The sequence below is a fragment of the Streptomyces sp. M92 genome (assembly GCF_028473745.1).
In the GTDB taxonomy this organism is placed as follows: domain Bacteria; phylum Actinomycetota; class Actinomycetes; order Streptomycetales; family Streptomycetaceae; genus Streptomyces.
In genome coordinates this window covers 4,657,473-4,677,506 of sequence record NZ_CP101137.1, presented here as the reverse complement: position 1 = coordinate 4,677,506, position 20,034 = coordinate 4,657,473, and the positions used below count along the sequence as shown (strand labels likewise).

Genomic DNA, 20,034 nt, shown 5'->3' with positions numbered 1-20,034 from the left:
GTGCTCCAGGTGATCCGTCTTGGTCCGTCGGGGTCCGTCGGGAAGGGGGTCAGACGCGTTCGACGATGGTGGCGATGCCCATGCCGCCGCCCACGCAGAGGGTGGCGAGGCCGTACCGCTTGTCCTGGCGCTCCAGTTCGTCCACGAGGGTGCCCAGGATCATCGCGCCGGTGGCACCGAGGGGGTGACCGAGCGCGATCGCGCCGCCGTTGACGTTGACCTTGTCCAGGGACAGGCCCATGTCCTTCACGAAACGCAGGACCACCGCCGCGAACGCCTCGTTGATCTCGACCAGGTCGATGTCGTCGATCGTCAGCCCCGCCTTGGCCAGCGCCTTCCGCGTCGCCGGGGCCGGCCCCGTGAGCATGATCGTGGGCTCGGACCCCGAGACGGCGGCGGACACGATCCGGGCGCGGGGCCGCAGCCCGTAGCGGTCGCCGACCTCCCTGGACCCGATGGCGACCAGGGACGCGCCGTCCACGATCCCGGACGAGTTGCCCGCGTGGTGCACGTGGTCGATCTTCTCCACCCAGTGGTACTTCTGCAGCGCCACCGCGTCGAACCCGCCGAGTTCACCGATGTCGGCGAAGGACGGCTTGAGCTTCGCCAGGGAGTCGGCGGTCGTGCCCGGCCGCAGATGCTCGTCGTGGTCCAGGACGGTGAGACCGGCGCGGTCCTTCACGGGCACCACGGACCGCTCGAAGCGGTTCTCCTTCCAGGCGGTGGCCGCGCGCTCCTGGGAGAGGGCCGCGTACTCGTCGGCGTCGCGGCGCGAGAAGCCCTCGATGGTGGCGATCAGGTCCGCGCCGATGCCCTGCGGCACGAAGTTGGTGGCGAGGTTGGTCATCGGGTCGTTGAACCAGGCGCCGCCGTCCGAGGCCATGGGCACCCGGGACATCGACTCGACGCCGCCCGCGAGGACCAGGTCCTCCCACCCCGAGCGGACCTTGGCGGCGGCCAGGTTGACGGCCTCCAGCCCCGAGGCGCAGAAGCGGTTCTCCTGCACGCCCGCCACGGTGTCCGGCAACCCGGCCGCGATCGCCGCGATGCGGGCGATGTCGGAACCCTGGTCACCGACCGGCCCCACGACACCGAGCACGACGTCGTCGATCGCCGCGGGGTCCAGGTCCGGGAAACGGGCGCGGATCTCGTGGATCAGACCGACGACCAGGTCGACGGGCTTCGTGCCGTGCAGGGCGCCGTTCGCCTTGCCGCGTCCGCGCGGAGTGCGGATCGCGTCGTACACGTACGCTTCGGTGCTCACTGGCAGGCCTTTCACTGAGGGTTTCGGGATGAGGGGGCGAGCCGGGGGACGTCCCAGTCGCGGGCCACCGCCTCGGTGTCGGCGCCCGGCAGGGCGGGCCCGGTGCGGACGGTGGCGGGAGTCGCGGAGAAGCGGGGCGCGGGGGCGGGCTGGGTGGTGCCGCCGTGGTCGGTGAAGGTGGCGCGCGCGGCGAGGTGCGGATGGTGCGGGGCCTCGCGCAGCGTCAGGACGGGGGCCACACAGGCGTCGGAGTCCGTGAACACGGCCGTCCACTCGTCGCGGGTACGGGACTTGAAGCGGGCGGCGACGGCCTCGCGCAGTTCGGTCCAGCGGGCCATGTCGTCGCGGGCCGGGGCCTGGTCGGGGATACCGAGGAGCTCCATGAACGCGGCGTAGAACCGCTGCTCCAGGGCGCCGACCGCCATGTACCGGCCGTCGGCGGTCTCATAGGTGCCGTAGAAGGGGCAGCCGCCGTCGAGGAGGTTGGCGCCGCGCCGGTCCTGCCAGGTGCCGGCGGCCAGCATGCCGTGGATCATCGAGGTGAGGTGGGCGGTGCCGTCCACGATGGCGGCGTCCACGACCTGCCCGGTGCCACTCTCGCGGGCGTGGTGCAAGGCGGCGAGTACGCCGACGACCAGGTAGAGGGAACCGCCCGCGTAGTCGCCGAGGAGGTTGGCCGGTACGGCCGGCGGCGTGTCGGGGGCGCCGATCATGCCGAGGGCGCCGGTGAGCGCGATGTACCCGATGTCGTGCCCGGCGCGCTGGGCGAGCGGGCCGTCCTGGCCCCAGCCGGTCATGCGGCCGTAGACGAGGCGCGGGTTGCGGGCGTGGCAGTCCCCGGGGCCGACACCGAGCCGTTCCGCGACGCCGGGGCGGTAGCCCTCGATCAGCACGTCTGCGCGTTCGGCCAGGTCGAGGACGCGGGCCGGACCGTCGGCCGCCTTCAGGTCGACGATCACGGACCGCTTGTTGCGGTTGGTGACGTCGTGCGCGGGGTCGATCGCGAGGCCGGGGCCGCCGGGGCGGTCCACGCGGACGACGTCGGCGCCCAGGTCGGCCAGGAGCATGGCGGCGAAGGGTCCGGGGCCGATGCCGGCCAGCTCGACCACGCGCACACCGGTGAGCGGGCCCGCGCCCGGTGTCCGACCCGCCGTCCCTGCCTGCGACATGGAGCCCCCAGCTCTGTGACACAACTGATGTAACACCAGTGATGCTAAGAACGTGTTCCACTGGGCACAAGACCCGAGCGAGCAAGCGCTTAGCCAATTATGGGGCGACCCCTCTTCGGGCCGGCGGTCCTCACGCTAGCCTCGGCCACCGGCGACGGCGCGCGTTGCGGGCCCAGGGGTTGCCGACGGGTGACGAAGGGGTGTCATGAGCAGGCAGAACAAGGCCGAGAGGCCGTACGACATCGTGCTCTTCGGAGCGACGGGTTTCGTCGGCGAGCTCACCGCGCGCTACCTCGCCGCGCACGCGCCCGAGGGGCTGCGCTGGGCGATCGCCGGCCGGAGCGAGGAGAAGCTGCGCAGGCTGCGGGACCTGCTGCCCGGCGCGCCGGACGTGGGGATCCTGCGCGCCGACGTGTCCGAACCGGCCACGGTGCGCGAACTCGCCGGACAGGCGCGCGTGGTGGCCACCACGGTGGGCCCGTACGTCCGGTACGGCGACGCGCTCGCCGGCGCCTGCGCGGAGGCGGGCACGGACTACCTCGACCTCACGGGTGAGCCCGAGTTCGTGGACCTGACGTACGTCCGTCATGACGCACGCGCGCGGGAGACCGGGGCGCGGCTGGTGCACGCCTGCGGTTTCGACTCCGTTCCGCACGACCTCGGCGTGTACTTCACCGTGCGGCAGCTGCCCGAGGGCGTGCCGCTGAGCGTGGACGGCTACGTGAGCGCCGACGCCGCCTTCTCCGGCGGTACGTTCGCCTCGGCGCTGGGCCAGTTCGCGCGCGGCCGGCAGCTGCGGGCCGCCGCGCTGGAACGGCGGCGGCACGAGCCCCGGCTGGTGGGCCGCCGCGCGGTGACGCCGACGGGCGCGCCCCGGTACGCCGGGGAGGTGGGCGCCTGGGCATTGCCGCTGCCGACCGTCGACGCGCAGATCGTGCGCCGTTCCGCGAAGGCCCTGGACCGCTACGGCCCCGACTTCCGCTACCGTCACTACGCGGCCGTGCGGCGGCTGCCCGTCGCGGTGGGCGGCGTGGCGGCGGTGGCCGCGCTGGTGACGGCGGCGCAGGTGCCGCCCGCGCGGCGGTGGCTCTCCGCCCGGCTGGAGCCGGGGGACGGTCCGAGCGCCGAGAAGCGGGCGAAGAGCTGGTTCTCGGTCCGCTTCGTGGGCGAGGGCGGCGGCCGGAAGGTGTTCACCGAGGTCGCGGGCGGCGACCCCGGGTACGACGAGACGGCGAAGATGTTCGCCGAGGCGGCGCTCTCCCTCGCCCTCGACGACCTGCCCCCGACCTCGGGGCAGGTCACGACGGCCGTGGCGATGGGCGACGCCCTGACCGGGCGCCTGCGGGCCGCGGGCCTCCGCTTCCGGGTGGCGGCCACCCGCTGACGCGGCTGCCCTCAGGGGCCCTCGCGACGGGTTTCTAGCCCGACCACCCGACGATCGTGTAGATCATCCCGCCGGCCCAGGCCAGTCCCGCGCCCACGGCGAGCACCAGCCCGGCGACCACCGCCCGCTCGCTGCGCGGTGCGGGCCGGCGGGCGGACTGCTCGTGGGCGCGGTGCTTCGTCATGCCCTCCACCGTGCCGCCGTCGGCGGGACGGGCACATCCGTACGGATACTCAGCCCGCTCCTGAGCACCGGCGCCCAGCGGTCGCCACGGCGATTTGGGACTTCGGCCGCCAACGGACGCCTGGACCAGCGGTCGAGTACGGAAAAGTCCCAAGAAGGACTTCAATGAAACCCTTGAAGGCATGAAGTTCCTTCTCGAAGTCACCATGGACGAGGGCGCGCTCGCCGAGGACCCCACGGGCGAGTTGCAGCGGATCCTGCGGTACTGGGGCGGCAACCTGAAGCACTACGAGCTGCGGCCCGGCGACACTGCCGGGATCTACGACTCGGCGTACCGGGAGGTGGGCCGCTGGAGCGTCGAGGGTCAGGCCGGGTAGGTGGCCGCCCGCAGGGCCTCGCGGCACAGGGCGTCGGCCCTGCGGGTGGTTTCCGGCAGCCGGTAGGCCGGGGCGAGCGCCAGGGTGTGGGCACAGGCGTTGTCCAGGCTCACCCGGTGGCCGACGGAGACGAAGACCGGCTTGACGCCGTCGCGCGTGCGCACGGCCCGCCCGACCTCCTCGGCACCGTCGAGCAGCGGCGACGTGCTGCCGTGCGGTGCGTCCGGTTCGTCGTGGGTGAAGGTGAACGGGTTCTTGGCGACGCCGATCGTGGGCAGGCCGGTGAGCACCCCGAGGTGGCTGGCGAGACCGAAGCGGCGCGGGTGGGCCAGGCCGTAGCCGTCGCAGACGACCAGGCCGGGCGGGCAGGGCAGCGCGTCCAGGGCGGCGAGGACGGTCGGGATCTCGCGGAAGGCGAGCAGACCGGGCACGTACGGGAAGGAGATCCGCCCGACGGCCGTGGACTCGGCGACGACGCCGAGGGTCGCGGCGTCGAGGACGACGGCGGCCGCGGCGACGACATCGCGTTCGTCGTCGTAGGCGACGTCCACACCGGTCACCCGGCCCGTACCGGGCGGCGGCCCCGGCTCGTCGAGGACCGCGCGGGCCCGCAGTTCGTCCTGGACGGCACGGGCCCGCTCCTCGGTCGCGGGCCAGTCGGCGGGGGTCTGCGCGGTCACGGTCCTCATGGTGGCCGCAAGCCTACGGGACCCCGGAGTACGCTCGCGATCATGTTCGTACTGGAACTGTCCTACACCGCCCCGCTGGAAGCCGTCGACGCCGTGCTGGAGGAGCACGTGGCGTGGCTCGACGAGTTGTACGCGCGGGGAGTGGTCCTGGCGTCCGGGCGCAAGGAACCCCGCGACGGCGGAGTGATCATCGCCGTCGCGGAGGACCGCGCGCGGGCCGAGGAGATCACGGTGGGCGACCCCTTCGTCAGGGCGGGCGTGTGCGCCTACCGCGTCACCGAGTTCGTCGCCACGAAGACGGCACCGGCGCTGGAGCCGTACCGGGAGACCCCGGGTTAGGGCGCAGGGCTCACTTGCCGAGCGCGCGCCGCAGCTCGCCCTTGTTCATGTTCGAACGGCCGCTGATGTCGCGGCGCTTGGCCTCCTGGTACAGCTGCTCCTTGGTCTGCCCCTGCGGCCCCTGGCGGTTGCCGGACCGCTCGCCGCCCCGCTTGCTCGGCGACTTGTCCCGCGTGGACGTGCGGCTGGCGGTCTTGGACTCGCCGGACTGCGCGCGCTCCTTGTTCACCGTCCGGGCCGCGATCTCCTTGGCGCGCCTGGTGCTCGCGCCACGGTCCTCGGCGCTGTCCTTGATGTGCTCGTACTGCCGCTCCCGCTTGGAGCTGGAACCGCTCGGCATGTCCGCTCACTCCTCTCACGTTCGGTGAACGGGTACCCACGTTACGGAGGAGCACCCCGCCCCGCGCGGCGTCAGGGCTCCAGCCGGGCGACCCGGCCCTGCTCGCCGGCCGCCCAACAGCCCAGGTCGGCGGTGCAGTCCACGGTGTCGTACGAGCCCGTGTCGACCGTCCGCCAGGTGCGGCCGCCGTCCGTGGTGAGGTCCGTGCCGGTGGGGCCGACCGCGAGGGCCGCGGTGCGGCTGTGCGGGAGCCAGGCGACGCCGGAACGGTAGGCGCCGGGCGAGCGGCCGGCGGACCGCCAGGTGCCTCCGCCGTCGGTGGTCCGCGCCGCCGCCCTCGGGGAGGTCCGGCCGGGGCGGAAGTCGCCGCCGACGGCGAGCCCGTGGACGCGGTCGCGGAAGGCGAGGGCGAAGACGCCCCGGGCCGGGTCGCCGGCCGGGACCGGGGCGTCGGCCGTCGTCCAGGTGAGTCCGCGGTCGGCGGAGTGCAGCACGCGTGCGCGTGCCGCGCCGCCGGTGGCCAGCCAGACGTCCTTCGGTCCCGAGGAGACCAGGCACTGGCCACTGGCCGCGAACCCGGCCTCGCCGTTCTGCGCGGCCGGCATGCCCCGGCTGGGCAGCACCTTCCAGGAGCGTCCGCCGTCGCTGGTCGACAGGATCCGGAACTTCCCGTCCACCGGGTCGCTCATGGCGAGGCCGTGCCGGCGGTCGAAGAAGGTGAGGCAGTCGTAGAAGGCCCGCGGGTCGGTGTTGCGGAAGGACTCGGTCCAGGTGGCCCCGCCGTCGTCGGTGCGGTAGACGCGGGACGCCTCGCCCTCGCCGATGGCCAGCACCACGGCCCGCCGGGCGTCGAACGCCTCGACGTCGCGGAACTCCAGCCCTCCCGCACCCGGTGGCGAGACGTTCCGCCATGTGTCGCCGCCATCGGTGGTGCGCAGGACGGTGCCCCGGCTGCCGGCCACCCAGGCGGTGTGCCGGCTGACCGCCGCGAGGCCGCGGAAGCGGACGTCGAACGCCCCGGCGGCGCCGGTGTCCTTCAGGTCCCAGTGCGGTCGCTGGTGCGCCTGCGCGGGGGTCGCCGCCGTCAGGACGGCGAGGGCGGCCGCGGCCACCGTCCCCGCGATCACCGCCCGTCCCGTGCGCCCGCCGCCGGTGCGGGCCGGCCGTGCCGTGCGTCGCATGCTCCCCAAGCGCCTCATGGCGGGCGAAGCTAGCCCACCGCTTCCGCTCCGTCCAGAGGACCGGCGACGGCACGCGCGCCCGCGCGCGAGTGGTCCAAGTGCCTTGCGCGGCACGCGAGGAGAGTCCGGTCACTCCCGTGCATGAACGCGGTGACAGAGGTCACTCGCTCATCGTGTGCACGGATTGGCTGATTCCGTCGTCTCTTCCAGTGCCCGGCCCAACCACCCCCCGCCCGTCCAGCCGTCACGAGGGAGCAAGGCGTTGTCCACCGTCATCGAACAGCCGGTCGAGGCGCGTCTCGTCGCCGCCGCGCCGCGTATGCCGAGCATTCCCGCCACGCTGCGCTACGACCGCAGCGATCCGTTCGCCGTCCGCATGACCTTCCCGGCCCCGGCCACGCTCGAAGGCGTGGAGGTGTGCTGGACGTTCTCCCGCGAGCTGCTCATCTCGGGCATGCAGGAGCCGGACGGCCACGGCGACGTGCGGGTGCGGCCCTACGGGTACGACCGCACCGTGCTGGAGTTCCACGCGCCCGAGGGCACCGCCGTGATCCACGTCCGCTCGGGCGAGCTGCGCCGGTTCCTCCAGGCCACCGGAGAGCTGGTGCCGGTCGGGCTTGAGCACCTCCAGCTGGACCTGGACCACGACCTGGCCGAGCTGATGCGCGGCACCTGCTGAGAGACCCCCGGGCCCTGGCGGACCGCCTCAGCCGCCGCCCGGCGACGTCGCGGCGGCGTCCGCCGTCTCCGCGCGCAACGCGCCCCGCACCTCGAGCAGGATCTCGCGCAGGCCGGGCACCGACGCCGCGCCGCGTTCGGTCAGCTCCGCGACCCGCGCCTCCCGGCCGGCTCGGGTCGCGGCGGCCCCGGCGTCTCGCGGCTCCGCGGCCGCCGCCAGCACGGCCACGACCGCGTCCCGCTCGGAGACCTCACCGGCCGGCACCGCGCCCTCCAGGACGGCCCGCGTCCGCGCGCTCAGCGTCCGCGCCGCCGCGCCGCGTGCCAGGACGTACTCCACCGAGGGGAAGACGCCGAGGACCCGCCTCCGCTCGGCGCGCAGGCAGCCCTCGGCCACCAGTTGCTCCCGGGCGGCGTCGAAGGTGACCCGGGCGTACCGCCGCACCCAGGTCCGCCACCTGTGCGGCAGGGACTCGCGGACGAGCTCGAGCAACCCGTCCAGGACGGCGTCCCCGGTGCGGGAGTCGAGGTCGACGGGGACGGCGATGCCCTCGTCGTCGGTGAGCAGACCACGCCGTGCCAGCTCGGTGAGCGCGCCCGCGCGCACGAGGCGGTGGACCCGGGCGGTGTCGGTGGCGCCGGGCCTCGTGGGGTCCCAGGCCAGCAGGCAGAGCCGGGCCGGCAGGGAGAGCGAGCCGTCGGGCACGGGGTGCCTCCTAAGGGCCGTGAGACCGAATCTACGGAAAAACGTTGACAGTCGGACCGGTCTCTCATACTGTGTACGACGCTTCTGTTGCCGCCGATTGGAGAAGGACGTTGCTCGTCTGAGGTCCTGAGACACCGCGTCACATGTCAACGCATGCCACATGTGTACGCCGCGTGCGACCTCGGCGTTCGAGCCGTCCTTGCGGAGCAGGGCTTTTTTCGTGCCCCAGCACTCCCCGGGACCCTCCTTCCCCGCCCGACGGCGGTCGCCGCCTCCCGGTGTCTCGATACGCGTTTGCCCCTGACGGCTTCAAGCAACCGCGGAGACCGTATGTCTATTTCGATCACCTGCACGTCCCTCTCCTTCGCCTGGCCCGACGGCACCCCCGTCTTCGAGGGACTGGACACCTCCTTCGGTACCGGACGCACCGGGCTCGTCGGTGTCAACGGGTCGGGAAAATCGACCCTGTTGAAACTGATCGCCGGTCGGCTCAGCCCGGCCGAGGGCCATGTCCGCCTGGTCGGCGAGGTCGGCTACCTGCCGCAGAACGTCACGCTCGACACCACGCTGCGGGTCGACGAGGCGCTCGGCATCGCCGCGCAGCGCGCCGCACTGCACGCCATCGAGGCCGGTGACGTGGCCGAGGAGCACTTCGAGACGGTCGGCGACGACTGGGACGTCGAGGAACGCGCCCTCGCCGCGCTCGGCGAACTCGGACTGGGCCATGTGGGCCTCGACCGCACCGTCGGCGAGGTGTCGGGCGGCGAGTCGGTGCTGCTGCGGCTGGCCGCGCTGCTGCTGCGCCGGCCCGACGTCCTGCTCCTGGACGAACCGACCAACAACCTCGACCTGTACGCGCGCCGGCGGCTGTACGCGGCCGTCGAATCCTGGCCCGGCGTCATGGTCGTGGTCAGTCATGACCGGGAGCTGCTGGACCTGGTCGACCAGATCGCCGACCTGCGCTCCGGGGAGATCACCTGGTACGGCGGCAGTTTCTCGGCGTACGAGGAGGCCCTCGCCGTCGAGCAGGAGGCGGCCGAGCGCATGGTGCGGGTCGCCGAGTCCGATCTGCGCAAGCAGAAGCGCGAGCTGACCGAGGCCCAGATGAAGCTGGCCCGCCGCAAGCGGTACGGCCAGAAGATGTGGGACCAAAAGCGCGAGCCGAAGATCGTCATGGGGGCACGCAAGCGCGCGGCACAGGAGTCCGCGGGCAAGCACCGCATCATGCACGAGGAGAAGCTCGCCGAGGCAAGGGAGCGGCTCGACGACGCGGTCGAGGCCGTACGGGACGACGACGAGATCCGCGTCGACCTGCCGTACACGGCCGTGCCTCCGGGCCGGTCCGTGCTCACGCTGAGGGACCTGGAGCTGCGGCACGGGGCCCGAGTGGGTGGGCTGGACCTGCACGGCCCGGAGCGGATCGCGCTGATCGGCCGCAACGGCGCGGGCAAGTCCACGCTGCTGCGGACCGTCGCCGGCGAGCTGGAGCCGGTGGCGGGCGAGGCGACGGCGCACGTGCCGTTGCGGTTCCTGCCGCAGCGCCTCGACGTCCTCGACGGCGGGCTGTCCGTCGCGGAGAACGTGGCCCGGTTCGCGCCGGGCGCCACCAACAACCGGATCCGGGCGCGGCTGGCGCGCTTCCTGTTCCGGGGCGCCCGTGCCGACCAGCCGGCGGACACGCTGTCCGGCGGCGAGCGCTTCCGGGCGACGCTGGCCGCACTGATGCTGGCGGAGCCCGCCCCGCAGCTGCTGATGCTGGACGAGCCGACGAACAACCTGGACATGGCGAGTGTCCGGCAGCTCACCACGGCGCTGGAGTCGTACGAGGGGGCGCTGATCGTGGCCAGCCACGACATGCCGTTCCTGGAGTCGATCGGCATCACCCGGTGGCTGCTGCTGGAGGAGGGAGAACTTCGGGCAATCACGCCAGAGGCTGTCGGGTATCCCGCCTAGCGTCGCCCGCATGAGCGAGTTCATCACCATCACCGGAGCCAGGGAGAACAACCTCCAGGACGTCACCCTCCGCATCCCGAAGGGCCGGCTGACCGTGTTCACCGGCGTCTCGGGGTCGGGGAAGTCGTCGGTCGTGTTCGACACGATCGCGGTCGAGTCGCAGCGCCAGCTGAACGAGACGTTCACCTGGTTCGTGCGCAACCGGCTGCCCAAGTACGAGCGCCCCCACGCGGACGCCCTGGAGGACCTCTCCCCCGCGATCGTCGTCGACCAGCGGCCGGTCGGCGGCCACTCGCGCTCCACCGTCGGCACCATGACCGACATCCACTCGGCCCTGCGCGTGCTGTTCTCCCGGCACGGCACGCCCAGTGCCGGGGCGGCGACGGCATACTCGTTCAACGACCCGTCGGGCATGTGCCAGGGCTGCGACGGGCTGGGCCGCACGGTGCGCCCCGACTGGGGCCGCATCCTCGACCCGGCCCGGTCGCTGGCCGACGGGGCGGTCCGCTTCCCGCCGTTCGCCGCGGGGACCTGGCAGGGGCAGGCGTACACCAACAGCGACGAACTGGACCCGGACAAGCCCGTCGGCGACTTCACCGACGAGGAGCGGGCGTTCCTGATGCGCGGCCGGCCCGGCAGCAAGGTCACCGTGAACGGCACGAGCGGCACCTGGACCACCGAGTACGAAGGGCTCGCCGACCGCTTCGAGCGGCTCTACCTGAAGCGGGACCTGTCGGCGATGAGCGAGAAGACCCGGCACCTGGTGCGGGAGTTCCTGGTCGAGGGCGACTGCCCTGACTGCGGGGGCGCCCGGCTGAACGCGGCGGCGCTCGCCTCCCGGATCGACGGGCACTCCATCGCCGACTGCTCCCGCATGCAGGTCACCGACCTCATCGCCGTACTGCGGCGGATCGACGACCCGGTGGCCCGGCCGGTCGCCGGGGCGGCCGTCGCCGCGCTGGAGCGGATCGAGGCGATCGGCCTCGGCTACCTCAGCCTCGACCGGGAGACCGCCTCCCTCTCAGGCGGCGAGGGGCAGCGGCTGAAGACGGTGCGGCACCTGGGCTCCAGCCTGACCGGGATGACGTACATCTTCGACGAGCCCAGCGTCGGGCTGCACCCGCGCGACGTCGGGCACCTCGGCGACCTGCTGCTGCGCCTGCGCGACAAGGGCAACACCGTGCTGGTCGTCGAGCACGACCCGGACGTCGTCGCGCTGGCGGACCACGTGGTCGACATGGGCCCGCGGGCGGGAGCCGGCGGCGGCCGGGTGGTGTTCGAGGGGACGCCGGGCGAGCTGGTCGCGGCGGACACGCTCACCGGCCGCTGTCTCGGACGCCGTACGACGGTGAAGGCGGAGTCTCGGACGCCGACCGGTGAGCTGTGGGTGAAGGGCGCCGACCGGCACAACCTGCGGGACGTGACGGTGGCCTTCCCGACCGGCGTGCTGACGGCGGTCACGGGGGTCGCCGGGTCGGGCAAGAGCACGCTGGTCGCGGAACTGGTCGCCGGACATCCGGACACGGTGGTCGTCGACCAGTCGTCGATCGGCGTCTCGGCGCGCTCCACCCCGGCGACGTACCTCGGGATCATGGACACGGTGCGGAAGATCTTCGCGCGGGAGACGGGCGCGGAGGCGGGCTGCTTCAGCTTCAACTCGGCGGGCGCGTGCGGCACCTGCGAGGGGCGCGGGATCATCTGCACCGACCTGGCCTTCATGGACCCGGTGACGACCGTCTGCGGCGACTGCGAGGGCCGGCGCTTTGGGGAGGAGGTGCTGCGGCTGACCGTCGGCGGCCGCTCCATCGCCGACGTGCTCGGGATGACCGCCGAGCAGGCCCTGGACTTCTTCACGGACACCGGCGTACGGCGGCGGCTGCGCGCCCTGCACGACGTCGGCCTCACCTACCTCACGCTCGGGCAGCCGCTGTCCACCCTCTCCGGCGGCGAGCGGCAGCGGATCAAGCTCGCGACCCGCCTGCACCGCACCGGCGCGGTGTACGTCCTGGACGAACCGACGACGGGGCTGCACATGTCGGACGTGGCGGGGCTGCTCGCCCTGCTGGACCGGCTGGTCGACACCGGCAACACGGTCGTGGTCGTCGAGCACAACCTGGACGTGGTCGCGCACGCCGACCACGTGATCGACCTCGGCCCGGACGGGGGCCGCCGCGGCGGCCGGGTGCTCTTCGAGGGCGCTCCGCGCCTGCTGCTCACCGCGCGGAACTCCAGCACGGCGGAGCACCTCAGGAGGGCCACGGGGCACTGACGGGGTTTCGTCCGCGCTGGACCGCCCTGCATGATGGCCGGCCGAGGGGCTGGTCACCCACGTCGAACGCGGCCGGGGCTCCCGGGTGGTCGCCGCGATCGGGCACATCCTCGACGACGGACGTGCCGTCGCTGGTACCTCGGGCGAGTTCGAGCAGGTCGAAGGCTGTGTGACGTGCCTCTCGCTCCGGCTGCGGGACCTGTACGTCTGAGGGACGGGCACGTCACCCGTTCGACCCCGGGACCTGCGGGTCTCGGGGTCTTCGCATGCCCTGCCGAACGGGTGCTGATCAGCGACCTTTACAGTGCGTTTAACCTACGCCCTCGTAACCTACGGTTTCGTAGCCTACGATCCCGTAGGTTCCGTTCGCCGGCCCGCTCGCCGGTTGCTCTTCCGCTCTGTTTGTCGCACGTCCCCTGGAGTTCTCCGTGACGATCGTCTCCCCGCACCTCGGCAGTTCCGCCGAATGGACCGACGCCCGGCTGCTGTACGCGCTGGAGGAAGTGGTCGAGAAGGAGCTGAACCGGCATCTGACGGTCGCCAAGGACTGGATGCCGCACGAGTACGTGCCGTGGACCGACGGACGGAACTTCCCGGGCCTCTTCGAGGACGGCGAGGCCTGGGAGAAGGACCAGTCCAAGGTCACCGAGATCGGCCGGATCGCCCTCGTGGTGAACCTCCTGACGGAGGACAACCTCCCCAGCTACCACCACGAGATCGCGAGCCTCTTCGGGCGCGACGGCGCATGGGGCACCTGGGTGCACCGCTGGACCGCCGAGGAGGGCCGGCACGGCATCGTCATGCGGGACTACCTGCTCACCTCCCGGGCCGTCGACCCGGACAAGCTGGAGCAGTTCCGCATGGCCCACATGAGCGAGGGCTTCGAGTCGGACAACCGGCACTCGATGCTGCACTCGGTGGCCTACGTCGCCTTCCAGGAGCTGGCCACCCGCATCTCGCACCGCAACACGGGCCACCAGTCCGGCGACCCGGTCTGCGACCGGATGCTGGCCCGCATCGCGACCGACGAGAACCTGCACATGGTCTTCTACCGGAACCTCCTCAAGGCCGCCTTCGAGCTCGCCCCGGACCTCACCATGCAGGCGGTCCGGGACGTGGTGGTGAACTTCCGGATGCCCGGACACGGCATCCCGGGCTTCGAGCGGGCCGCCGCGCAGATGGCGATCGGCGAGGTCTACAACCTGCGCATCCACCACGACGACGTGATCCAGCCCGTGCTGCGCTTCCTGAAGATCATGGAGATCGACGGGCTGGGCCCCGAGGGGCAGCAGGCCCAGGAGGAACTGGGGCTGTTCATGGGCGGCCTGGACTCGGAGGCCGCCAAGTTCGACGAGAAGCTGGCGGCGCGCAAGGCCCGGATGGCGACCCGCGCGGCGCACTGACCCGCGCCCGCCACCCGACGCCGGTGGCCCGCCGACGCCGCCCGGATCCCCGGGCGGCGTCGGCGCACGCGGGCGCGGCCGGGCCCCGTCGACAGCCGTCAGTCGTAGGCCGTCGTCACTCGTAGGCCGTCGTCTCCTCCAGTGCCGCATCCCGTACGTCGGCGACCGGGTGGCGGCGCAGGGTCCGCAGCAGTGCGCGCCACGGCGGCGGCCAGTCCTCTCGGCCGCCCAGCGCGCCGGTGACCGCGACGGCCATCAGTCCCTCGGCGGGTCCGCCGTGGTCGGCCAGTGCGACGGCCTCGGCGAGCAGGGCCCCGGGGTCCGCGGCCTCTCCCCGGCTCTCCAGCCGTTCGCGCACCGTGTCGGCGACCCGTGCGGCGAGCGCGGGGCGGCCTGGACCCGCCAGGGCGGTCACCCGGTCCAGACGCGGCGGTACGGCGGCCAGGTCGGCGCAGGCGGCCGCCAGCCCGGCGGCCTGCGCGGCGTAGGCGTCGTACCCGCCGAGGAGTTCGGCTGCCGCCAGCGCGGCCGGCCGGCGGGCCGCCACGGTGCCGAGGCCGGACCCGCCGAGCTGCTCGACGAGCGCCACCACGCGCTGCCGTGCCGGACGGTCACGGCCCTCCCCGGCGTCGTCGTCCTCGTCGGCGGACGAGCCGGCCAGCGTGCGCAGCGCGTCCACCAGTCCGGCCAGTCCGTGCGGCGAACCGGACGCCGCTTCCGTCAGGGCACTCGCCGCACAGTGCCACGTCTCGCGGTTCGAGAGGTCCGTGAGCGCCTCGACGAGCACCCCGGGCGCCTCGGCCGCCCATGGGGTCCAGCGGGCCAGCGCGCGGAAGGCGCTGAGGGCGGTCGCGGTGTCGTCGGTGGCGGCGACCGAACGCACCAGCCGCGCGTACCGGGCGCGGTGGGCCTCCGGCAGGTCCAGCGGAAGGACCCGCAGCACCGCCGTCCGCAGCACCGGCGCACCGGCCGCGGCGTCGTGCAGCAGCTCCCAGACCTCCTCGTGTTCGAGCAGCGCGCCGGCGGACGCGACACAGGCGGCGCGGACGTCGGGGTGGGCGCCCGGGCGGGCGTACACGTCGGTGACCAGGGCGGCCGCTTGCGGCCCGGGGAGCCTGGCGGCGGCGAGCCGGACCGCCTCCTTGCGGCTGGTCACCTTGGCGTCCGGTGCCCGCAGTACGTCCCGCAGGTGGCCGGCGAGTCGCGACGGCGGTACGTGCCGGGACGCCTGGGTGGCGGCGTACACGGCGACGCGGGCCCGGTCGCCGCCCGCGTGGGCGAGCAGTTCGGGCAGCACCTCGGCGGCCCGGTCGGTGCGGGCGAGGGCGGCGAGCGCGGCCTCGGCGATCTCGACGTCCGGCGACGCGGCCCAGCGGCGTGCGACGTCGGCACCGCCGTCGGGCACACCGGCGGCCTCCGTGACGGCCTCGGCGCGCTCGTGGCTCGGCAGCGAGGTGTCCGCGGCCCGGGCCGACAGGCTCCGCAGCAACCGCGCCTGCTGACGCGGTACCCAGCGCCGTACGTCCGCGGCCTCCACCCACACGGTGAGCTGCCTGCCCTCGGGCAGGAACCGGCCGTGCGGCGGCGTGTCGGCGAGCAGCACGCCGAGCAGGTCGGTGCGGCGCCGTGCGAGCAGCCGCCACACCACCGGCAGGTCGGCCGCCGACGGGTCGTGGGCCAGCACGCGCGCCACCCGTTCGTCGCGGGTGCGGACCGGCTGGAGCCACGCGAGCAGCGCGCCGCTCGCGGCCGTGACGTCACCGTCGCGGAAGGCCCGCCACAGCAGTTCCTGCAAGTCGGTCATGTCTTGCGCACGCCGGCCGGCGGACTCGGCGAACGCCAGGACCGGACGGTGGTCGCCCTTCGCGGCACAGGCCTGAAGCCACGGCCGCAGCGCCTCGAACACCAGCCGTTCCTGACCGCGCCGCAGGGTGCGGTCCAGGCGGCCCAGTTCCACGCGGCCGGTGCTCTCGGACAGGCGGACCAGGCTGCGCAGCGACCAGTCGACCAGGGCGCGCGGGCCCGTCGCCGCGTGCTCGGCCAGCACGGCGAGCGCCAGGGAGATCAGCGGCCGGCGGGTGCCGGCGGAACAGTCGCGTGCCTCGACGGCGTCGGTGACGACACGGTCCAGGTGTTCGGCGGACTCCTCGCTGAGCAGCGCGGCGCGGGTACCGGCCAGCGCCCGCAGGGCGGCGGCGCGCACCGGGTCCTGTTCGTTGCGCAGCCGTGCCATGTCCCGCAGGACGGCGGTGACGGCGGCCGGGTCGCCGGAGCGCGCGGCGTTGCCGATCAGCAGCGACCAGGCCCGGCTGCGGTCCTCGGCGTCCGGGCGCCCGGTGGCCGCCAGCAGCCGGTCGCGGACCTCGGCCACGGGCAGGAAGGACTCGGCAGTGAGGACCGTGATCGCGGGGGCTCCCCGCTCACGCGCGCGTGCCGCGGTCTCACGGGCCTCCTGTATCGCGTGCCGGCGGGGCAGCGCCTCCAGCAGCCCCGTGTCGACGGCGGCCTCCGCGGCTCCCCGCCCCTCGCGGACGGCCGTGTACAGGGCGTGGCGCCGGGCGGGCGGGAGCGCCCTCAGCAGGCGCGGGAAGTCGCCGTACGGCAGCCGGGTCCTGCCGTAGGCGACGAGTTCCGGCGAATCGGTGCGGGTCAGCCGGTACAGCGCCGTGCGCCCCAGCCGGTGCACGCCGGCGACGCCGGACCACGCGGGTGTGAGCAGCAGCCGCAGTACGCGTCGCGGGTCGGCGGCGGCGAGGGCGGGGAGGTGGGCGCGCAGCCCGTAGGGCAGCCGGCTCGGACCGTGGCGGTCCAGCAGTCCGAGCACGCGCGCCGGATCGAGAGGGGTCAGCGCCGTCACGGCCTGCGCGTACCGGTGCCACCAGGTGTCGCGCAACGCCTCGGGCAGCCCGGTCAGTTCCTCCTCGAGGACGTCCAGCAGTGTCGCGGGGTGCCGGGTGGCGAGCGCGCGCCACGCCCGGACGGCGTGCAGCAGGCCGGGCAGCAGCCGCGCCACCACCGGCGCGGTACAGCCCGGCAGCAGGCGGGCCGCCTCGGTGTCGCCCCAGTCGCGCCGGACCCCTTCGACCAGCGTCGGCGAGGGCGGCGCGGCGGTCGGCCACGATCGCGCGCAGCAGGTCCCGGCGGGCCGCCTCGGGCGCGTCGGCGAGCGCCGCCTCGAAGGCCGCGTCCGGTGTGCGCGGGCCGCGGGCGACCCGCAGGGCGTGACCGCGCACGCACGGGTCGGGGTCGGCGATGCGGTCCGCGATCCACCCGGCGTCGCCCGTGGCGGACGCGGCGATCACGGCGAGCCCGCGCCCGTGGGCTCCGCGCCGTTCCAGTTCGACCAGCACGGGCCGTGGGGCGGTCCATTCCCGCGCACGGCTGACGAGTTCCCGCGTGCGCCGCGGGTGGTCGAGCGGGTCCAGGGCATGCAGCAGGCTCTCGGCCTCGTGCTGCGCGACGGTCGGCGACATGTGGGGATTGTGCCTGCCGTGACACGCGTGCCCCAGCGAATTATCCGCGCCGCAGGGCCAGTCGCTCCTTCTCCGACAGTCCGCCCCACACGCCGAACCGCTCGTCATTGCTCAGCGCGTACTCCAGGCAGAGCGTGCGGATCGGGCACAGGGCGCAGATCCGCTTGGCGTCGCGTACGGAGCTGCCGGGCTCGGGGAAGAAGAAGTCGCCGCCGGTCTGTGCGCACAACGCCTCCTGCTGCCAGGCGAGGTCGGGCGTCGCGGTGGTTTCGATGTGCATGGCAGGAGCGTGCCGGGCGGCGAAAAACGTTCGATCAACGCGGGATCAACGCCGTTCGGTGGACCTCCGGCCACCCCGATGGTCCTCCGTCCCGCGCCGGGGTGCACGGCGGCGCGCGGAAGCGAGTAGCGAGTGGCGGTGCGTCCACGTCGCCTCACGCGCTCGCGCGGCGGACCAGGGTGGTCGGCAGCACGACTCCCGACGGTGCGGCCGCCGGGGACGGCGCGGTGTGACCGGCGCCCGGGTCGCGGTCCAGGCCGCGCAGGAGCATGCGGGCCATCAGCCGGCCCATCCCCTCGATGTCCTGACGGACCGTGGTCAGTGGCGGGTCGGTCTCCTCGGCGACCGGCAGCATGTCGTCGAAGCCGACCACGGCCACGTCGTCGGGCACCCGCCGTCCGCGCTCGCGCAGCACCCGGAGGGCGCCCGCCGCGGTGAGATCGTTGGCGGCGAACACGGCGTCCAGGTCGGGGCGGCGGTCCAGCAGTTCCCGCATCGCCCGCTCTCCGCCGCCCGAGGTGAAGTCCCCGCGCGCGACCAGCCCCTCGTCGGCGTCCCCCCGCACGTCGCGGAAGCCGGCCAGCCGGTCGGCGGCGGAGGTCTGGTCGAGTGGACCGGTGATGTGCGCGATGCGGGTGCGGCCGAGGCCGGCGAGGTGGCGCACGGCGTCGCGGGCGCCGCCGCGGTTGTCGCTGTCGACGTAGACCACGCCGTCCCGGCCGTCGTCCCAGCCGGGGCGCCCGCCGAACACGGTCGGCACACCGGCGCCGCGGACGAGGCCGGGCAGCGGGTCGTCGAGGTGCAGGGAGAAGACCAGCGCGCCGTCGACATGGCCGCCGGCCAGGTAGCGGCCGACGCGCGCGTGGTCCTCGCGGCCCTCGGTGAGCAGCAGCACCAGTTGGCTGTCGTGGGCGGTCAGCTCCTTGCTGATGCCGCGGAGTTGCTGGGCGAAGTACGGGTCGGCGAAGACCCGGGTCTCCGGCTCGGCGGCGACCACGGCGACGGCGTCGTGGCGTCTGGTCACGAGGGAGCGGGCGGCCTGGTTGGGCACGTACCCCAGCTCCTCCACCGCGCGCCGGACCCGCTCGGCCAGCGCCTCCCGCACCCCGTGCGCCCCGTTGACCACCCGGGAGACGGTGGCCCGCGAGACCCCGGCCCGCTCGGCCACGGCCTCCAGCGTGGGACGTGGCGCTGTGTCGGTCACTTCTGGGCTCCTCGTCGGCGGCTGCGGCCAGGATAGCCGCAGCCACCGGACGGGAGAGAGCGCTGTCGTCACCGTCCGCCGGGCCCGTCAGTGCCGGTGCGCGGGCGCCTCGGCGGTCTGCTCGCCGTCGCCGCTCCCGTGCGCGTGCTCGTGCGGGTCGTAGCCGGGGATGGTGCCGTCCGGCTTCTTCACCAGGAACAGCCCCACCATCCCCATGTCGGAGTGGCTCTGCACGTGGCAGTGGTACATCCACGCCCCGGCGCCCACCCCCTCCCCCGCGATGATCTGGAAGCCGAAGGAGTCCGCGGGTCCGGTGATCTTGTTGTCGATGACCTGGCTCGGGTCGTCGGGGCCGGTGAGCATGCCGGTGCGGTTGTCGGCCCAGCGGTGACCGTGCATGTGGAAGGTGTGGTAGTACTCGCCGTGCGTGATCATCACGATCTCGACGCGGTCGCCCACGGTGGCCTCGAAGTCCGGGCCGGTGTGCGGGTCGCGGTTGTTGATGAGCATGTCGTTGAAGACGATCGTGTGGGTCGCGTCCGGCAGTACGTCGCCCTTGCGGCGTACGATCACCGGGCCGTACAGGCCCTTGCGGATGCCTCCCGTGCCGTGCTCGGTGCCGACGACGTGGTCGTGGTAGTGCCAGTAGCCCGCACTGCCCGCCCGCCAGGTGCCGTCCGAGCGGCGGCCGGGCTTGTGGGTGCGCCAGGTGTAGGTGCGGGTGCCGCCGGGCTCGACGTCGCTCTTGTTCATGGCGGTGCCGTCGCTGGAGATCTCGTAGTCCAGGCCGTGGACGTGCAGGCTCGCCCGCACGTCCATCGTGTTCGTGAACTCGATGTGCAGCGTGTCGCCCTCGTTGAGCTCGATCAGCGGGCCGGGGATGGACGCCTTGCCCTTCTCCAGGCCGTAGCCCATCTGGCCGTCGGGCAGCTTCTCGGCGTACATCTTGATGTGTCTCACCTCGCCTCCGGCAGGTGCCGTCGGCGCCGTGACCCCCTTGCCCTCGGCCACCGCGCCCGCGGCCTCCGGGGCGATGGACAACGATGTCGCGACGGCCGCGCCGCCCAGCAGTACGCGTCGGTTGAAGCCTCGCCTGTCCATGCCGAACTCCCCACGCCGATACGGAATTTGCGGAGACGCAG

Annotated in this window: 18 protein-coding genes; 7 read left to right on the top strand and 11 right to left on the bottom strand. The window is 73.6% G+C overall.

Annotated features, from left to right (window positions below; all coding sequences use genetic code 11):
- Positions 1-49: 49 nt before the first annotated feature.
- Together M6G08_RS20940 and M6G08_RS20935 are read right to left on the bottom strand one after the other, a co-directional pair.
- Complete coding sequence (locus M6G08_RS20940; protein ID WP_272588690.1) at positions 50-1,264, bottom strand: acetyl-CoA C-acetyltransferase; 1,215 nt, start codon at positions 1,262-1,264, stop codon at positions 50-52.
- Positions 1,265-1,275: 11 nt separating this feature from the next.
- Complete coding sequence (locus M6G08_RS20935) at positions 1,276-2,433, bottom strand: CaiB/BaiF CoA transferase family protein (protein ID WP_272588689.1); 1,158 nt, start codon at positions 2,431-2,433, stop codon at positions 1,276-1,278.
- A 205-nt stretch (positions 2,434-2,638) separates the two neighbouring features.
- Between M6G08_RS20935 and M6G08_RS20930 the strand changes: the two genes are divergently transcribed.
- A complete protein-coding gene (locus M6G08_RS20930; RefSeq protein WP_272588688.1) occupies positions 2,639-3,817 on the top strand; it encodes a saccharopine dehydrogenase family protein in 1,179 nt (392 codons plus the stop codon).
- A gap of 34 nt (positions 3,818-3,851) precedes the next feature.
- Here M6G08_RS20930 and mmpA read toward each other — a convergent pair whose 3' ends face one another.
- Positions 3,852-4,001: a morphogenic membrane protein MmpA gene (gene mmpA, locus M6G08_RS20925; RefSeq protein ID WP_272588687.1), complete on the bottom strand. Its 150-nt coding sequence runs from the start codon at positions 3,999-4,001 to the stop codon at positions 3,852-3,854.
- Between the two features lie 181 nt (positions 4,002-4,182).
- Between mmpA and M6G08_RS20920 the strand changes: the two genes are divergently transcribed.
- A complete protein-coding gene (locus M6G08_RS20920) occupies positions 4,183-4,377 on the top strand; it encodes a hypothetical protein (RefSeq protein WP_272588686.1) in 195 nt (64 codons plus the stop codon).
- Here the strand turns inward: M6G08_RS20920 and M6G08_RS20915 are convergent.
- Positions 4,365-5,066, bottom strand: a complete 702-nt coding sequence (locus M6G08_RS20915; protein WP_272588685.1) for an endonuclease V — start codon at positions 5,064-5,066, stop codon at positions 4,365-4,367. The genes M6G08_RS20920 and M6G08_RS20915 overlap by 13 nt on opposite strands.
- Before the next feature lie 42 nt (positions 5,067-5,108).
- On the opposite strand from M6G08_RS20915, the gene M6G08_RS20910 reads away from it, so the two are divergent.
- Positions 5,109-5,405 carry a YciI family protein gene (locus tag M6G08_RS20910; RefSeq protein WP_272588684.1) on the top strand — a complete coding sequence of 99 codons (297 nt, stop codon included), beginning with the start codon at positions 5,109-5,111 and terminating at the stop codon, positions 5,403-5,405.
- A 10-nt stretch (positions 5,406-5,415) separates the two neighbouring features.
- Here M6G08_RS20910 and M6G08_RS20905 read toward each other — a convergent pair whose 3' ends face one another.
- Both M6G08_RS20905 and M6G08_RS20900 read right to left on the bottom strand, forming a co-directional pair.
- A complete protein-coding gene (locus M6G08_RS20905; protein ID WP_272588683.1) occupies positions 5,416-5,745 on the bottom strand; it encodes a plasmid stabilization protein in 330 nt (109 codons plus the stop codon).
- 71 nt (positions 5,746-5,816) lie between these two features.
- Positions 5,817-6,926: a WD40/YVTN/BNR-like repeat-containing protein gene (locus M6G08_RS20900; RefSeq protein ID WP_272588682.1), complete on the bottom strand. Its 1,110-nt coding sequence runs from the start codon at positions 6,924-6,926 to the stop codon at positions 5,817-5,819.
- Between the two features lie 262 nt (positions 6,927-7,188).
- On the opposite strand from M6G08_RS20900, the gene ssgD reads away from it, so the two are divergent.
- Positions 7,189-7,605, top strand: coding sequence for a spore wall synthesis regulator SsgD (gene ssgD, locus M6G08_RS20895; RefSeq protein WP_217253759.1), 417 nt, complete (start codon positions 7,189-7,191; stop codon positions 7,603-7,605).
- A 27-nt stretch (positions 7,606-7,632) separates the two neighbouring features.
- On the opposite strand, the gene M6G08_RS20890 is transcribed toward ssgD, so the two are convergent.
- Positions 7,633-8,310, bottom strand: a complete 678-nt coding sequence (locus tag M6G08_RS20890; protein ID WP_272588681.1) for a GOLPH3/VPS74 family protein — start codon at positions 8,308-8,310, stop codon at positions 7,633-7,635.
- A 330-nt stretch (positions 8,311-8,640) separates the two neighbouring features.
- On the opposite strand from M6G08_RS20890, the gene M6G08_RS20885 reads away from it, so the two are divergent.
- The 3 genes from M6G08_RS20885 to M6G08_RS20875 all read left to right on the top strand — a co-directional run bounded on the left by M6G08_RS20885 (position 8,641) and on the right by M6G08_RS20875 (position 13,935).
- Positions 8,641-10,263: an ABC-F family ATP-binding cassette domain-containing protein gene (locus tag M6G08_RS20885; protein WP_272588680.1), complete on the top strand. Its 1,623-nt coding sequence runs from the start codon at positions 8,641-8,643 to the stop codon at positions 10,261-10,263.
- A 10-nt stretch (positions 10,264-10,273) separates the two neighbouring features.
- Complete coding sequence (locus tag M6G08_RS20880; protein WP_272588679.1) at positions 10,274-12,532, top strand: ATP-binding cassette domain-containing protein; 2,259 nt, start codon at positions 10,274-10,276, stop codon at positions 12,530-12,532.
- Positions 12,533-12,960: 428 nt separating this feature from the next.
- The gene (locus tag M6G08_RS20875) at positions 12,961-13,935 is read left to right on the top strand and encodes an acyl-ACP desaturase (protein WP_272588678.1); all 975 of its coding nucleotides are present in this window, start codon (positions 12,961-12,963) and stop codon (positions 13,933-13,935) included.
- Positions 13,936-14,050: 115 nt separating this feature from the next.
- Here M6G08_RS20875 and M6G08_RS20870 read toward each other — a convergent pair whose 3' ends face one another.
- The 4 genes from M6G08_RS20870 to M6G08_RS20855 all read right to left on the bottom strand — a co-directional run bounded on the left by M6G08_RS20870 (position 14,051) and on the right by M6G08_RS20855 (position 19,993).
- The gene (locus tag M6G08_RS20870) at positions 14,051-16,948 is read right to left on the bottom strand and encodes a hypothetical protein (RefSeq protein WP_272588677.1); all 2,898 of its coding nucleotides are present in this window, start codon (positions 16,946-16,948) and stop codon (positions 14,051-14,053) included.
- Positions 16,949-17,448: 500 nt separating this feature from the next.
- Positions 17,449-17,688 carry a WhiB family transcriptional regulator gene (locus M6G08_RS20865; protein WP_272588676.1) on the bottom strand — a complete coding sequence of 80 codons (240 nt, stop codon included), beginning with the start codon at positions 17,686-17,688 and terminating at the stop codon, positions 17,449-17,451.
- Positions 17,689-17,842: 154 nt separating this feature from the next.
- Entirely contained in the window at positions 17,843-18,892 is a 1,050-nt protein-coding gene (locus tag M6G08_RS20860; protein WP_272588675.1) for a LacI family DNA-binding transcriptional regulator, read from the bottom strand.
- An 87-nt stretch (positions 18,893-18,979) separates the two neighbouring features.
- On the bottom strand, positions 18,980-19,993 hold the full coding sequence (locus tag M6G08_RS20855; protein ID WP_272588674.1) for a multicopper oxidase domain-containing protein: 1,014 nt from the start codon (positions 19,991-19,993) through the stop codon (positions 18,980-18,982).
- Positions 19,994-20,034 lie beyond the last annotated feature (41 nt).

Excerpts from the sequence above, each read along its gene's own strand:
- mmpA (WP_272588687.1), bottom strand. The coding sequence starts at position 4,001 with ATGACGAAGCACCGCGCCCACGAGCAGTCCGCCCGCCGGCCCGCACCG.
- M6G08_RS20910 (WP_272588684.1), top strand. The coding sequence starts at position 5,109 with ATGTTCGTACTGGAACTGTCCTACACCGCCCCGCTGGAAGCCGTCGAC.
- M6G08_RS20885 (WP_272588680.1), top strand. The coding sequence starts at position 8,641 with ATGTCTATTTCGATCACCTGCACGTCCCTCTCCTTCGCCTGGCCCGAC.
- M6G08_RS20920 (WP_272588686.1), top strand. The coding sequence starts at position 4,183 with ATGAAGTTCCTTCTCGAAGTCACCATGGACGAGGGCGCGCTCGCCGAG.
- M6G08_RS20935 (WP_272588689.1), bottom strand. The coding sequence starts at position 2,433 with ATGTCGCAGGCAGGGACGGCGGGTCGGACACCGGGCGCGGGCCCGCTC.
- M6G08_RS20855 (WP_272588674.1), bottom strand. The coding sequence starts at position 19,993 with ATGGACAGGCGAGGCTTCAACCGACGCGTACTGCTGGGCGGCGCGGCC.
- M6G08_RS20930 (WP_272588688.1), top strand. The coding sequence starts at position 2,639 with ATGAGCAGGCAGAACAAGGCCGAGAGGCCGTACGACATCGTGCTCTTC.
- M6G08_RS20900 (WP_272588682.1), bottom strand. The coding sequence starts at position 6,926 with ATGCGACGCACGGCACGGCCGGCCCGCACCGGCGGCGGGCGCACGGGA.
- M6G08_RS20865 (WP_272588676.1), bottom strand. The coding sequence starts at position 17,688 with ATGCACATCGAAACCACCGCGACGCCCGACCTCGCCTGGCAGCAGGAG.
- M6G08_RS20915 (WP_272588685.1), bottom strand. The coding sequence starts at position 5,066 with ATGAGGACCGTGACCGCGCAGACCCCCGCCGACTGGCCCGCGACCGAG.
- M6G08_RS20905 (WP_272588683.1), bottom strand. The coding sequence starts at position 5,745 with ATGCCGAGCGGTTCCAGCTCCAAGCGGGAGCGGCAGTACGAGCACATC.
- M6G08_RS20880 (WP_272588679.1), top strand. The coding sequence starts at position 10,274 with ATGAGCGAGTTCATCACCATCACCGGAGCCAGGGAGAACAACCTCCAG.